General features: G+C 60.4%; 7 protein-coding genes and 1 pseudogene. 4 read left to right on the forward strand and 4 right to left on the reverse strand.

Annotation, left to right across the window (positions count from 1 at the left end; all coding sequences use genetic code 11):
• From Q0M74_RS08490 to Q0M74_RS08500, 3 genes and pseudogenes are all read left to right on the forward strand, one after another.
• Nucleotides 1-557: pseudogene (locus tag Q0M74_RS08490) on the forward strand (sodium:proline symporter); the annotation flags it as partial.
• 39 nt (nt 558-596) lie between these two features.
• Complete coding sequence (locus Q0M74_RS08495) at nt 597-1,280, forward strand: hypothetical protein (protein ID WP_293953392.1); 684 nt, start codon at nt 597-599, stop codon at nt 1,278-1,280.
• Nucleotides 1,280-1,408, forward strand: a complete 129-nt coding sequence (locus tag Q0M74_RS08500) for a putative transporter small subunit (RefSeq protein ID WP_293953394.1) — start codon at nt 1,280-1,282, stop codon at nt 1,406-1,408. Before Q0M74_RS08495 ends, Q0M74_RS08500 begins: the two co-directional genes overlap by 1 nt.
• A 355-nt stretch (nt 1,409-1,763) precedes the next feature.
• On the opposite strand, the gene Q0M74_RS08505 is transcribed toward Q0M74_RS08500, so the two are convergent.
• Complete coding sequence (locus Q0M74_RS08505; protein WP_293953396.1) at nt 1,764-10,691, reverse strand: type I polyketide synthase; 8,928 nt, start codon at nt 10,689-10,691, stop codon at nt 1,764-1,766.
• 272 nt (nt 10,692-10,963) lie between these two features.
• Here Q0M74_RS08505 and Q0M74_RS08510 point away from each other — a divergent pair, with 272 nt between their 5' ends.
• Complete coding sequence (locus tag Q0M74_RS08510; RefSeq protein ID WP_293953398.1) at nt 10,964-11,812, forward strand: DUF1906 domain-containing protein; 849 nt, start codon at nt 10,964-10,966, stop codon at nt 11,810-11,812.
• Here Q0M74_RS08510 and Q0M74_RS08515 read toward each other — a convergent pair.
• The 3 genes from Q0M74_RS08515 to Q0M74_RS08525 form a co-directional block, all read right to left on the reverse strand.
• Nucleotides 11,809-12,468: a hypothetical protein gene (locus Q0M74_RS08515; RefSeq protein WP_293953404.1), complete on the reverse strand. Its 660-nt coding sequence runs from the start codon at nt 12,466-12,468 to the stop codon at nt 11,809-11,811. The two genes, Q0M74_RS08510 and Q0M74_RS08515, sit on opposite strands and share 4 nt — an antisense overlap.
• A 264-nt stretch (nt 12,469-12,732) precedes the next feature.
• Nucleotides 12,733-14,391 (reverse strand): cation acetate symporter, encoded by a 1,659-nt coding sequence (locus Q0M74_RS08520; protein ID WP_293953400.1) that lies wholly within the window; start codon nt 14,389-14,391, stop codon nt 12,733-12,735.
• Between the two features lie 6 nt (nt 14,392-14,397).
• Nucleotides 14,398-14,679, reverse strand: coding sequence for a DUF485 domain-containing protein (locus Q0M74_RS08525; protein WP_293953402.1), 282 nt, complete (start codon nt 14,677-14,679; stop codon nt 14,398-14,400).
• Nucleotides 14,680-14,910: the final 231 nt, after the last annotated feature.

Consider the following 14,910-nt stretch of genomic DNA (forward strand, 5'->3'; position numbering starts at 1 on the left):
ACATCCTGACCCCCTTCAGCTTCGGCACGGGCGTCCTGGTTGTTGCAGTCGGTGTCCTCGGTTACACCATCTGGTCCGGTTTCCGTGCCTCGGTGCTGACGGACTTCGTCCAGCTGCTTGCCATGATGGGTGCCGCTGCGATCATCATCCCGGCAATCTTCTACGCCGTTGGTGGCCCCGGCATGCTCGACGCCGGTATGGAGGCCCTCAGGTCCCAGGACCCACAGAAGGCTGACTTCTGGTCGAAGGATGCTTTCCTCAACCAGGGTGCCCCCTACATGGTTGCTGTCCTGGCCTATGCCGTTGGTAACCAGACCATCACCCAGCGTCTCTTCGCGGTGAAGATCGAACACATCAAGTCCACCTTCGTGACCGCCACCCTGGGTTATGCCGGAACCGTCATCGGTCTCGGCATGATCGGTGTTCTCGCGGCGATGGTCGGCATGGATCCCGCAGATGGCAACACCAACAACCTGATCCCGCAGATGGCAGTGGAATACCTTCCTGCCGACATTATCGTGGCCATTTTAATCATGGTGATCGGTTCACTGGCATAAACCGCAGACTCTGACCTCTCTGCACTCGCATCCATCACCATGACTGATATCTACGGCAAGAATATTGCCAACGGTAAGGTCAAGCCCAAGACAATGCTGCTCGTTGGTCGTATGACCATGATCGGCGCAACCGCAGCCGGTGTCGCTCTGGCATTTGCCAACTTCAACATTCTGGATCTGCTGGTGTTCGTCGGTGGACTCTGGGGTGCCCTGGTGTTCCCAGTCATCGCCAGCTTCTACTGGAACCGCATCACCAGCCGTGCATTCGTGATCTCCGTGGCTGTCGCAGTGGCCTTCTTCCTGCTGACCCGCTTCGACCTGATACCGATGTTCGGTGTTCAGGCAGTCATCTTCGAACTACTTGCCGCTGTCGGTGCCGCCGTTGCGGTGGGAATGCTCGCATTTGGTTTCCTCGGTCGTTGGGCCGGTGGAATTGCCGGCACATTAATGTTCGTGGCCATGCTGCCGCTCTTCCTCGGCTTCCTGCATGACTACCCAACCCTGCTCAGTGCTCTGGTCGCCTACGGCATCAGTGCCGTGCTCTGCGTGGGCATCAGCCTGCGCAGCAATGAGCGCTTCGACTTCGATCTGATCGATGACCGCGTGATGTCCTTCCAGGGCGCTGCTGCCGAGCCAACACTTTCCGCTGAGCCAACCGCTCTGACTGGAGATGCGGCCGGAGCTACCGCTGCCAACGTTGATCCGAAGGGAGGTGCCCGATAATGGTCACTGCAATGACTTTCTACATCCTGGTCTGGCCGGTGCTTGCTGCGCTGGTACTGATCCAGCTCACCTTCGGTGTGATCAAGGATTATAGGGATGCACGCCGGGAGGGCCACAAGGTCGTCTAAACCGACTTTCATATCCTCTTAATTCAGCCACCGCGGTAGTTGCACATGATGCAACTACCGCGGTGGCTTCTCTTCTGCCTGCTCTCCCCCAGGTCTATATCTGGTTGCTGATGTCTGCATGTGGAACTTTATACAAGACATCCTGGCGTTATACAGATGTGAGGCTCTCACAGTTCCATAAACGGACACCGACTGCTGCGGGACAAGCGAAGAAAAGATTCCAGGGACAAAAGAATCCGCCCGGCACCCCTTCCTTATATAAGGAAGATGATGCCGGGCGGATTCTCGCTGTCAGACTGGTCCCCCACCTGTTCCCACAGCAGTGGGAGCCGGTGAGACTACCTGTGGCTACCTACTACTTGCCAACCGGGTAGGTGCCGTCGGCACCGAGGCGAGCTTCTGCGTCGATAAGCAGGTTGATCTCAGCCTGGTGTCCACCGCGCTCTGGCAGACGACGTCCGTCGATCTGCTCGAACAGTGGTGCACGGCCGACCATGCCGGCCTCCAGGCGGTTGGCACCTGCACGCAGACGCTCGGTTGCCCGCTTGCGCCATGCCTCAACGTCCCGGCCTGCATTGCGCATGGCCTGCTCGAAGACACCACTGTTGGCCATGACCACGACTGCAGCAACGTGACCGAAGCCGAGTGAGGTCAGTGCGCCGGCCTTGATGGCGTTGGCGCCCAGATCCAGTGGCTGACGCAGCCAGACGAAGTTCTCGCCCTTGGCTTCCATCTCTGGATCAACGCAGTCGAGGGAGGCATTCTGTGGCAGCTTGCCGGACTCGAGTACGGAGACCAGACCACCGATCTGGAAGAGTGCGGCACCGCCCTTTGAGTGACCGGTGAGGGTCTTCTGGGAGATGATGAACATCGGGTTGTCCGCTTCGCGGCCGATGGTCTTCCAGAGCAGGGTGTGCAGCTCAGACTCGTTTGGATCGTTGGCGTTGGTGGAGGTGTCGTGCTTGGATACCACGCGGACATCGTCCGGGGTGAGACCCAGGCCCTTGAGCTCCTTGGCCAGACGGGAATTGGTGCCACCACGTGCTGCACCCAGTGCGCCCAGTCCCGGAGCCGGGATGGAGGTGTGTGCACCATCGGCGTAGGACTGTGCGTGGGCGACCACGGCCTGAACTGGGAGACCCAGGTCAGCAGCAACAGAGGCACGTGCCAGGAGCACGGTTCCGCCACCTGCAGCTTCGAGGAAGCCTGCACGCCTACGGTCGTTTGCACGGGAGATGAAGCGTGGGTCGATACCCTTGTCCAGCATGGCCTGGGTGTCAGCCGTTGCGTTCATGTCGCCGAAGCCGGTGAGGGATTCGACCTGGATGTCATCGATACCGCCGGCGACAACGAAGTCAGCCTTGCCCAGGCGGATCTTGTCCATGCCCTCCTCCACGGAGACAGCTGCGGTTGCACAGGCTGCCACTGGGTGGATCATCTGACCGTAGCCACCGACATAGGACTGCATGGTGTGTGCAGCCACGACGTTTGGCAGGGTCTCCTGGAGGATGTCGGATGGACGATCCTGGCCCAGGAAGCGGTTGACGAACAGCTTACGCAGGGACTGCATGCCACCGATACCGGTGCCCTGGGTGGAGGACACATCAGCTGGGTGGACAGCCTGCAGCAGTTCAGCGGGGCTGAAGCCTGCGGACAGGAAGGCGTCGACTGCGGTGACCAGGTTCCATGCTGCGATGTTGTCCAGCGCATCGATCATGGAAGCAGGGATACCCCACTTGGCAGGATCGAAATCGGTGGGCAGCTGTGCTGCGACGGAGCGGGTCAGGGTGGCCTTGCGTGGCACGAAGGAGGTGGAACCCTTCTTCTTGGTCACGGTCCACTCGCCATCAACCTCGGAGATCTCAGCGGATGCGTCGGCGTCCAGGTAAGCCTGGGCCTCATCTGCGGAAGTCACGGAGAAGGTGATGTCGCGGTCGAGGAAGATCTCGGCTGCGTCCAAAGAGCCACCCTCAACGAGGAAAGCGTCGTTGACGAGCTCACGGACACCACAGCGCGCGACAACCTCATCACGGTAACGGTCGTAGATGTCCTCTTCTGGCACCTCGGTGCCCTCAGCGTCGTACCAGCCTGGCTTTGGATCCTCGGACCAGGTGATCAGGCCCATCATCCATGCCAGCTCGACAACGCCTGCGGCGGTCAGCTCGACGGTGCCGTCGCGCTGGATGCCGTACTCAGCTTCGAAGCGGGTACGTCCGGAGCCCCATGAGGAGATCTCGCCGACGCCGACCATGACGATCATGTCGTCCAGATCGGTGGTGACTTCGCCGACCTCTGCGCCGACAGGCTGCACAGGACTCTTCGGGGAAGGCAGTGCCTTGATGGTTGCTGTGTCAGATTCCTGCGCCACAACCTCATCCTGCTCAAGGGATGCGGCCAGTGCTGCGATGGAGACATCGCCGCCCAGACCACCGGTGAGGTCGTAGTCGATCGGAGCGGTCAGTGCCTGCTCGCGGGACTCGGACGATCCCAGGCCGAGCAGCTCGGTGGAGATCTCCTCTGGGGTGTAGACGTGGATGCCCAGCTTCTCAGCGGCAGGGATCAGGACGTCGTTGCGGCCCATGAGGCCGGTTCCGGCGACCCAGCCGATGCGTGCCTGTGCCAGGGTGACATGGTTTGGCCAGCCGGTCTCGGAGCTCCACTTCGCCAGGATGGCGTCGAAGGCTGCCTTGACCTCGCCGTAGGCACCGTCGCCACCGAACATGCCGCGGTTCGGAGAACCTGGCAGGACGATGTGGACGCGTGAGCCGACACCGCGGGAGGCCAGGTCGGCCAGCCCTGCGATGGTGCGCTCCACGGACCAGAGAAGCAGGCGGGCCTGGTTCTCGGTCTGAGGACCGGCATCAGAGAGGTTTCCGGACACGGAAGGTGCGGCGAATGGGTATGCCAGGGTCGGGGTGAGAGCAGGCTTGGTCACGGTGACGGAGCCACCGACGGTGACGCGCTGCTCATTGCCGATCCAGTCGATGACGGCATCGACGTCGCGGTAGGAGGACATGTTCGCAGGAACGATCCACAGCTTCGCGCTCGGGGAGGCGTGCTGGTGGTAGAGCTTGCGTGCGTATTCCTTGCGTGCCTGGGAGACGTTGGATGCGGTCATGATGACGGTTGCGCCCTGTGCCAGCAGGCGGCCGGCGACGGCTCCTGCGATGGACTCAGGTGCAGCACCGGTGACCAGTGCAACGTCCTCGGCGTGGAGCTCCTCGGCTGCCTGGACGGCAACCTTGGCGACCTCGGACAGAGTTGCGGCGAGGGTGGAATCCTCGACGTGCTCAGCCCACCAGGTGGCCTGCTTTGCGACAGTCTCGCCGGTGCCGATGAAACGCTCGGTGGCGATGTCTGCGCCGTTGGCCAGACGTGCCAGGTCCTCACGTGCAGAAGCCCAGCGGTCATCGAAGAGGATGGCGCGGTCAGCGGAGAATACCGGGGTGACCATCTTCTGCCAGCCGGCGCCCAGCTCAGCTTCGACAGCTTCGTAGAGCTCGGTGTCAGCCTCAGCAGCTTCCACCTCGTTCTTGGTATCCAGGCCGAGCTGACCCAGGATGCCGCGTGCGATGGTGGCCAGGACGCCTTCTTCACCGGTGACGGTGGAGGCGTATGCGTCCAGTGCTGCGGAGTCAACCACTCCCCCACCAGCGGCTGCGCCACCGGAGGACATGGAGACTGCGGTGCCGTTGGCTGCTGCAACATTGTTGACAGCACCGTCGATCAGGGAGTCAACCTCGCCCTTGTTGGCTGCCGACTCGGGCAGAGTGCCCAGGTTGCCACCACGGACGGATTCGCCGTCACGGGTACCGAGCAGGAGCTCGGTCTCAACGTGTGCGACCCAGCTTTCCGGCAGACCCCAGGTTCCGGTGACGCGGTCAGCGACATAGGAGGCCTTCAGTCCGGCTGCACCCAGCAGGGCGCGCAGGCGGGCACGGATGGCTTCGCCCAGGACTGGTCCGAATGGCTTGTAGCCCGGCGCTGCGGTGACCACGCGACCCTGGAGGGTTGCCACGTCAGCGTCTGCTGCGCCGTCAATGGTCGGAACAGACAGCTCGGTGGACATGTCCATGAGCATCTGGTTACGACGTGAGGAGACACCGTTGGTCAGGGTCTCTGAGGTGTCTGCTGCGGTGATCTGGTCGATCTTGATCTTGTTCTGCAGTGCGAACAGGGTCATGATCGCGTTGGAGGCGTTGTACTTCAGTTCCGGTGCGTCACCAACTGGTCCTGCAGGTGCAGCCGGTGCGGCTGGTGCCGGGACGGATTCGGTGACTGGAGCCGGTGCGGCTGCTTCGGAAGGTGCAGATGCGGCTGGTGCCTCTTCATCTTCCTCAACCTCAGCAACTGGTGCCTGGCGGACATCGTTGAGCATGACCTGATCCTGGTCGCGCTCGACGTTGAAGACCGGGCGGGTCTCGCCGATGACGTCCATGGTGCGCAGTGCGAGGTTGGTCAGGGTCGGGGATGCGGCGAGGCCGACTTCGATGATCTGGTCGACGGTGTCGATGATCAGTGCCTGGGTCTCGATCCAGCGGACTGGGGAGGCGAACTGCCAGGACAGCAGCTCGATCAGGAGCAGACGTGCAAGTGCGTTCTCCTCCATGGAGTCAACCTTGACGTCCTTGAGTCGCTCGGATGGAACAACTGCCAGGATGGCGTCGACGAAGTCCTGGGTGAGCTCGAATGGACGGGCCACCAGGTTCGGGATGTAGCGGCCACGCAGTGCATCGATGTCGATGACCTGAGGCAGCAGCTCGTCCAGCTTCTCAGCGAAGGCAGGAACGCCTGGTCGCAGAACGCTGGAGTGGAATGGGACGTCGATGCCCGGGATGTTGACATAGGCACGTGGGTTCGCGGTGGCGGAAGCCTTGAGAGCCTTGAGGCCCTTCAGGGTGCCGGCTACGGCGTACTGCTGGCCATCAACGTTGTAGTTGACGATCTGCAGGAACTCACCGGATTCTTCAGCGACACGATCAACCCATGCCTCAACCTCGGTGGCTGGGACATCGATCATGTTCGGACGGAATGCTGCCAGACCGTAGTCGGAGCGGCCCTGCGCATCGCGTGGGACCAGGGAGTGCATGGCGGAGCCACGGGAGAACACGACATCGATGACACCTTCGAGTTCGAAGATGTTGCCCAGGGATGCCAGTGCGGTGTACTCACCGAGTGAGTGACCGGCGTAGAGGGACTTGTCGACGATGGCGTCGGCTGCCTTCAGGCGTTCGGTCTGTGCGTAGGCGACAACGGCGAGCGCGACCTGGGTGAACTGGGTCAGGTTGAGGACACCGTTCGGGTGAACGAAGGTGGTGTCACCGACCTTGAGCTCAACCGGGTTCTCATCGATGACCTGCTGGATGGAGAAGCCGAGGTTAGCGCGGGTGTGTGCATCTGCACGCTCCCAGACTGCACGTGCCTCAGCACTTGCGGTGCGGTCACCCTGGCCCATGCCCTCAGCCTGGATGCCCTGGCCTGGGTAGACGTAGGCGGTGGACGGTGCCTGGAGCAGAGCCTGGCCACGGGAGACCACGTTGCCGTCGATGCGGCAGGTGACCTCGTAGGCAGGCATGAGTCCGGAGCGGCCAACACGCTCGACGGTGATGTCAACGACATCGTTGAGCTGGACCATGCCGTACATGGAGTAGGTCCAACCGATGACCTCGGAGCCAAGGCCAGCCAGGTGCTGGGCGGTGGCGGACAGCCACATGCCGTGGACCAGTGCTGCGTCCAGGCCAACCAGCTTGGCGGCGTTGTCAGAGGTGTGGATCGGGTTGTAGTCACCGGAGACCATGGCGAATGGGGTCATGTCGGCTGGTGCGGTGACGGTTGCGGAGCGCACGAAGGAACGTGGGGTATCCTCGATGATTTCATCACGTCCGCCATAGGACTCGGCAGGCTGTGCCATGTCGGAGGTGGTGATACGACCACGGATGGCGAAGCGGGTGACCAGCTTGGCCACGAGCTCACCTTCGGAGGTCAGGTCCAGGCGGACGGTGACGATGCGGCCGGATGCGGATTCCTCGATGGAATCGCAACGGGACTCGACGTCGATGGTGCGGCCGTTGGCCAGCTCCTCCAGTGGGACGCGCAGGTCCAAGAGGTGGTCGAGGTGGACTGCGTTGAGCAGGCCCTCAATGACCGGGTAGCCGTCGTCAAGCGTTCCGGTACCCAGTGCGGCATAGATGGCAGGCCAGCAGACGCCGACCAGCACGTCACCGGTGCCGAAGTTGTGTTCTTCCAGTGCAGCGCCGGAAACAGCGGTGTGGGCGGTGAGCAGCTCACGTGGCAGGGTGAAGGAATCGCGGACGTAACCGAACTTGGAGCCGTCCTGGATTGGCTCCGGAAGAGCCTTGATCTCATCGCCTGCAGCGGAGACGGAGCCGACACCGGCAACGCCTGCGAGCAGTGCGAAGACGGACTCTGGCAGCTTCTCGCGGGAGACGACCGGGGATGCACCGGTGGAGACAGCATCGTTGAGTTCGACTGGGATGTCGACGTGCTTGACCAGGTATGGGCGCTGCTCTTCTGGGATGTCATCGAAGTAGGAGTCGGCCAGGATGCGGATGATCCAGTAGCCGTCTTCTTCAATGAGCTCGAAGGCGCCGTCCTTCTGGGTGTAGGCAGGGTTGTCGATCAGGTTGCCGTGCCAGACGATGTGTGGTGCGGACAGCAGCAGCTCGCGCTCAGTCTTGGCTTCGTTCAGGCGTGCGTAGATCTCAACCGGTTCGCCGTCGACAGCCTCAACACAGGCTTCCTCGAAGCGGCCGAGCAGATCAGCGACAGGCTCATCGACGCGGTCAATGCCGGCGACGGAGACTGGTCCAGGGATCACGCGGACGGAGTTGGCATCATAACGCTCGTTGTGTGCCTGCCAAAGAGTGTCCAGGCCCCACCAGCGTGCCAGGTCGGCGTCGATGGCCGGAACCCATGGCATTGGCTTGTGGTGCTTGCGGTTCAGTCCGATGAACCATGCGGCGTCACGTGCGGAGACCTTGATCTCACGTGCCTGTGGGTAGGTGGCAAGGAGCTTCTCGATGGCTGCAGGTGCATCCGCGATGGAGTCCAGGTCCGGGAACAGGGTCTCAATCTCGCCGTGGTCAGCGTCGTGGAGGCGTGCCTCGAGGCGGTGAACCAGGTCGAAGAGACGGTCATCCCAGGTTGGGTCCTGTGATGGGTAGGCAAGATCAACCCAGCGCTCGATCCACTCGGCGTAGGTCATTTCCTCAAGATCACCGAAGTATGGCTTGGCCGTCTTGTTGATGGCTGCGATGAGCTCCTCACGGTGCTCCTCAACATCATCGGAATCGATGGAGGAGATCAGGCGGGATGCTGCTGCGGAGTCATTGTCCAGCTCGTACATGTCAGCATGCAGGTGGGACAGACCGGAGGTGACGCCACCGCGGGTCTGGCCACGGCCAACCCAGCCGCCAGCATCCTGTGGGTCGACACCAGGGGTGTCAACGAGAGCCTGCTTGACCTGAGGGGAGGTGGTTGCTTCCTTGGTGGCCATGGCTGCGGTGCCGACGATGATGCCGTCAACCGGCATCTTCGGGTAGCCGAGGTCCTCGGACCACTGGCCGGTGAGGTAGTAGGCAGCCTTCTCAGGGGTTCCGATGCCGCCACCGATGGCGAGCACGACATTCTTGCGTGCTCGGATCTCTGCGTAGGTGGTCAGCAGGAGATCATCAAGGTTGACCCAGGAGTGGTGTCCACCAGCGTGGCCATCCTCAACCTGGACGATGATGTCAGAATCAGGGTTGCCATCGGCGATTGCGAGGGTGGCGCGGATCTGGTCCACGGTGCCTGGCTTGAAGGCGACGTATGGGAAGCCGTCCTCGTTGAGGCCGTTGATCAGCTCGGTGGCTTCTTCTGCCTCAGGGATACCTGCGGAGACGACAACACCGTTGATGGCGGTGCCGGCTGCACGTGCACGGGAGACGATGCGCTGGGCACCGAACTGCAGGTTCCAGATATAACGGTCGAAGAACATGGAGTTGAACTGGGCTGCACGTCCCGTGTTCAGCTGCTTGACCAGGCTTTCCTTGTTGCGGTTGAAGACCTCTTCGGAGTACTGTCCGCCACCGGCCATCTCAGCCCAGTAGCCAGCGTTGGAGGCTGCTGCGACGATGGTGGGATCAACGGTGGTCGGGGTCATGCCACCGAGCAGGATCGGTGAGTAACCGGTCAGGGTGGAGAAACGGGTCTGGACCTTGGTCTCACCGGTGGGGAGTTTAACCAGCTTCGGTGCGAACTCGGACCAATCGGCAGAGGTTGGAATCTGGAATCCTGGGCGTGCCAGGTTGTCCCGCTCTGCTGCGGTGTAGGCCGGCAGCTGGGTGATGCCGGTGCCGTCGAGCAGTGGTGCGGTGAAACGTGCCAGACCGGAATCCAGGGTGAGGACGTAATCGGCCTTGAGCTCCGCGATCTGAGCAACCCAGTCGGAAGGCTCAACGAGGATGGCGTAGGCCAGCTTCTTGGCATCAACTTCCAGGCCACAGGTGGCTGCCCACTCAACAGCCATATCGGCTGCTTCCTGCATGGAAGAGTGGTGGAACGGGATGGCGACAGGCAGGTAGTCGAACTTAGGCTCGAGCACGGAGCCGCCCTGACGCTTCTCATTGATGTCCTCGTTGAAGGCATCAGCAGCACGCTGGAGGGCTGCAGCAGCCTTCTTCAGCTGTGCAGGCTGGCCGGAGAGGACAAAGTGTGCGCGTGCATTACGCAGGGAGACCTCGACACCATCGACATCGGCGATGGTCGATTCGATGATCTCCTTACCCAGGCCGCGGGCGGAGAGCATGTGATCGCCCTTGCCCGCGAACTGGGATGCGGCGGCACCGAGAAGAATGGCGAATGCGAGAACATCATCCTCATTGACGGCAGCCTCGACCCCGAGGATGCCCTGGGAGTGTCCCAGACGGGAAGCATTGTCCACATCCAGTCCGAGGTCACGCAGCTGACGGGTGGCAGCAACCTGACCCAGGACGATGCCCGGGATGGAGACTGCTGGCTGTGGATCAATATCAGCAGCATGATCTGCATCTTCGCGGGTCAGTTCCTCAAGACGTGCGAGGGAACCCGGGACGATGGATGTGACCTGACGTGCAAAAAGTGCAGTCTTCGCACGGGCGCGAGACAGCAGCTCACGAAGGTGAGAGGCGGCGATGTGGTCGACGCTGGCGTCGGCGATCGTCTGCTGCCAGGCGGAAGCCTGACCGGCGTACAGAATTGCTGGTTCCTTAAAGGAATGCAGCGGTGTCAGTGAAGAGATGCTCACGAATTAAAGCTCCTAAGTCTTGGGAATGGGCACAGGCGTCCCATGACCACTTACGAATGCGTAGGTTACGCGAACGTAGCCCAAGAAGGTGAACAAACCCTCACGTTTAGCGGAGGTTATTAGGTTTTCCCAGGAAACAGCACCGCACATGTGTGGAATATCACAAAACGGGCCCGGAATTGGCATGGATTTTCCACAACCCTGGCCCTTTATATTTCGTGTTGTTATTGTTAACCCTTGTTAAAGGTGGGATCAGGGAGAATCGGAGAGATATGAACGCACAGATCAACCGCAGAACATTCCTCAAAGCAGCAGTCGGCATGAGCGTCATCGGAGCGACAGGTATCTTCGCGGCCCCCAAGGCAGCAGCTCTCGGCCCAGTCCTGGGCACCGTGATTGACTACGCTGCAGGCCTTCCCAGCGCCGCATCCATCAAGGCAGCAGGCCACCTGGGTGCCGTACGTTATGTATCCAACCGCCGCCCCGGAACAGAAAACTGGATGATCGGCAAGCCGGTGACACTCGCAGAAACCCGCAGCTTCGCCAATCACGGACTGAAAACCGCATCGGTGTACCAGTTCGGCAAGGGCCAGACCGCTGACTGGATGCGAGGTGCTGCCGGTGCCACCACCCACGCTCCACAGGCCATCGCACTACATGTGGCCGCGGGTGGCCCTAAAAACCGCCCGATCTACGTGGCCATCGATGACAACCCCACCCGCGCCCAGTACAACAACCAGATCCGCCCCTACATCCAGGCATTCAAGCTGGCTCTTGAAGCAGCCGGATACCAGTTGGGCATCTACGGCAACTACTCCGTCATCGACTGGGCCGTCACCGATGGACTCGGCGAATACTTCTGGCTCCACAACTGGGGATCAGAAGGACGAATCCACCCACGCACCACCATCCACCAGATCCGTATTGACAAGGACAAACTGGATGGCGTGGGCATTGACATGAACAATGTCTACGCCCGAGACTGGGGACAGTGGACCCCGGGCAATGTGATCGACGATGTGGTCCCGAACATCCCGGGTGTCCAAGCGCCGACCATCCCGAATATCAATCCCACGACCATCACTGATGCGCTGAAACTACTGAATAACTTCTCCAGCTAGTTTCTGCCGGTGTTCCGGCCCTCGACCTCACCCAACTGTTTTTCCACCAGACGGGTGAGGTCTTCTGCATCTCCGGTCACGGCTGCCGCCACCACAAAATCTTCCCCGAAGGACACTGAGGAATGCAGCTGATAATCATCAGACCAACCCCACTTGGTGCCGAAGACTCCCGGTAACACATCAGTTCCCCAGTTCTGTGCATAACCATCAGCAGCAACCTCATCAGAGGCCGCCATCGCCACCAGGATCGGTGAGGTGGGATCATCTCGCAACAGCTCCGCCACGAACTTCACCACGTCATAGGTTGAGGTCACTGAATAACCCCAACGCTCCGCCCCCCTGGTGGACAACAGGCCGTATTTATCAGCGGTGACGTCAATAGCCTCCGGGTACTTCTCAAACAAGTCCTGCGCAGAGGCATCCGAAGAACTGCTCACCATATCCACGGCGAGGAACCTCTCCTCGACTGTGCCCCGCTCCAGCACATAATCAGCGATGTAGAGCTTGCTCAGACTCAATGCGGGACGGGCAAAACGCTCCGCGACGGTACCGGTACGGAAACCATCATCCAGGCTGAGGTAGGACACCTGGGACCCCGTGGAGTTCTCAATGAAGCTGGTGTATTCGGAATCCCCCACCCCATCAGAACCTGACATGCGGGAAGATCGGGCATCAGGGTCATCAGCTGCCGGGGGAGCTACCGCATTGTCTCCCCCACCGATGATCATGAGCGGAGCACCCACAGCAATCACCGCTGTGAGCAGAAACGTGGAGAGACGCCACCCGGAGTGGACTGATGAAGAAGACACGCCGATCAATCCTAGTACATGAAAAACCACCACTGTTCCTGCTGGAGGAACAGTGGTGGTTCTGGACACTTTGCGGGAAAGTTATCCCCGTTCAGCTAGACCTGTGGAGGATTAGTGATCGACAGACTTCTCGACGCCGACACCGGTGAGGGAACGAACTTCCATCTCCGCTGCAAGGTCATCCATGTTATCTGGCTTACCAACCAGGGTGCCGATCCAACCAGCGAGGAATGCCAGTGGGATGGAGATAATGCCTGGGTTCTTCAGTGGGAAGAAGGACCAGTCAGCACCCGGAACCATCGCACTTGGATCGCCGGAGACTGCCGGGGAGAAGAAGATCAGCAGCAGTGCGGAGATCAGGCCGGTGTAGATGGCTGCAACCGCGCCGGTGGTGTTGAACTTCTTCCAGTACAGGGAGTACAGGATGGTGGGCAGGTTGGCGGACGCAGCGACTGCGAAGGCCAGTGCCACCAGGAAGGCAACGTTCTGGGTCATGGCGAGAATACCCAGGACGATGGAGACCAGGCCGATGACGATAACGGTGATGCGGGAAACGCGAACCTGCTCAGCCTCAGTGGACTGACCATTACGCAGAACAGCATTGTAGATGTCGTGGCCGACAGCCGCGGAGGCGGTGATGGCAAGACCTGCAACAACAGCGAGGACGGTAGCGAAGGCAACAGCGGAGATCAGCGCCATGAAGATGGAGCCGCCGAGTTCAAAGGCCAGCAGCGGTGCGGCTGCGTTGGCACCACCCGGAGCTGCGAGGATACGGTCCGGACCAACCAGTGCGGCGGCACCGTAGCCGAGGATGAGTGTCATCAGGTAGAAGGTACCAATGAGGACGATGGCCCAGGTAACGGACTTACGTGCTTCACGTGCGGTGGGAACCGTGTAGAAGCGCATGAGCACGTGGGGCAGCCCAGCGGTACCCAGAACCAGGGCGATGGCCAGGGAGATGAAGTCCAGCTGGGTGGTGAGGGATGCACCGTACTGCAGGCCAGGCTCGAGGATCTGGGATGCCTCATAGCCCTTGTCAGCCAGGGTCTGGGATCCGGCGTGCTCCTCCACAGCGTCGTTGAGCAGGGTGGTTATGCCACCGGAGACCTTGATGAAGGTCAGGACGGTCATGATGCCGACACCGCCGACCAGCAGAACAGCCTTGATCATCTGGACGTAGGTGGTGCCCTTCATACCGCCGAGGAGGACATAGGCGATCATGACGATGCCGACGACACCAACAACAATTGCCTGCAATCTGAACTCATGGATATCCAGGAGGACGGAGACCAGGGAACCGGCGCCGGCCATCTGCGCGATGAGATAAAAGAGGGTAACGGCGAGGGTACCGCAGGCTGCGGCGACTCGGACTGGCTTCTGACGCAGGCGGAAGGACAAAACGTCCGCCATGGTGAAGCGGCCAACGTTACGGAGTGGCTCTGCAACGAGGAGAAGGGCTACCAGCCAGGCTACGAAGAAGCCGATGGAGTAAAGGAATCCGTCATAACCGTTCAGTGCAATGGCACCGACGATACCCAGGAAGGACGCTGCCGAGAGGTAGTCACCTGCGATGGCCAGACCATTCTGGGTTCCGGAGAAGGAAGCACCACCGGTGTAGAAGTCGGTGGACTCCTTGGTGGTCTTTCCTGCACGGAGAACCACGGTCATGGTGACAACAATAAAGACTACGAAAACTGCGATGTTGAGAATCGGATTACCGACACCCTCTGCAACATCAACATCCTGCGCGAGGAGAATAGTGGATTTCATGTGTGTTTAACCTTCCATCTTCTTGCGAATAGCAGCCTGACGAGGCTCCAGATTCTTGTTCGAGAAGACCACATAGACATAGGTGATGATGAAGGTGGTCAGGAACTGGAGGAGGCCGAAGAGCAGGCCGATATTGATGGAGCCGAATACTGGGGTGGACATCCACTCTGATGCGAAGGTCGCAATCAGCACGTAGGCGATGTACCACACGAAGAAGGCAACAGTCATAGGGAAGGCAAAGGAGCGGAATTTACTACGGAGTTCTCCGAATTCCTGACTCGCTTGCATTTCCCGGAATTCTTGAGCAGTCGGCTGTCGACGCTCCTGGGTTGTAGGTTCTGCACTCACTGGAAATTCATCTCGCTTTCATATCCCTCGAGCAGGGAGTTGGTAACCGGTTACCGCTGAAGTGCCGGCTTCCCTGGTAACTGAAATGTTCTGCACAACATCTGCCGACGACCGCGAAATATGTTGTCGATCACAGCTAAACGTGTGAATGTGAAGTTACCTAACTCACAT

The sequence above is a fragment of the uncultured Corynebacterium sp. genome (assembly GCF_945649885.1).
In the GTDB taxonomy this organism is placed as follows: domain Bacteria; phylum Actinomycetota; class Actinomycetes; order Mycobacteriales; family Mycobacteriaceae; genus Corynebacterium.

What these genes read in the sequence shown, in the direction of transcription:
- Q0M74_RS08495 (WP_293953392.1), top strand. Translation starts at nt 597, where the DNA reads ATGACTGATATCTACGGCAAGAATATTGCCAACGGTAAGGTCAAGCCC.
- Q0M74_RS08500 (WP_293953394.1), top strand. Translation starts at nt 1,280, where the DNA reads ATGGTCACTGCAATGACTTTCTACATCCTGGTCTGGCCGGTGCTTGCT.
- Q0M74_RS08510 (WP_293953398.1), top strand. Translation starts at nt 10,964, where the DNA reads ATGAACGCACAGATCAACCGCAGAACATTCCTCAAAGCAGCAGTCGGC.
- Q0M74_RS08515 (WP_293953404.1), bottom strand. Translation starts at nt 12,468, where the DNA reads ATGTCAGGTTCTGATGGGGTGGGGGATTCCGAATACACCAGCTTCATT.
- Q0M74_RS08520 (WP_293953400.1), bottom strand. Translation starts at nt 14,391, where the DNA reads ATGAAATCCACTATTCTCCTCGCGCAGGATGTTGATGTTGCAGAGGGT.
- Q0M74_RS08525 (WP_293953402.1), bottom strand. Translation starts at nt 14,679, where the DNA reads ATGCAAGCGAGTCAGGAATTCGGAGAACTCCGTAGTAAATTCCGCTCC.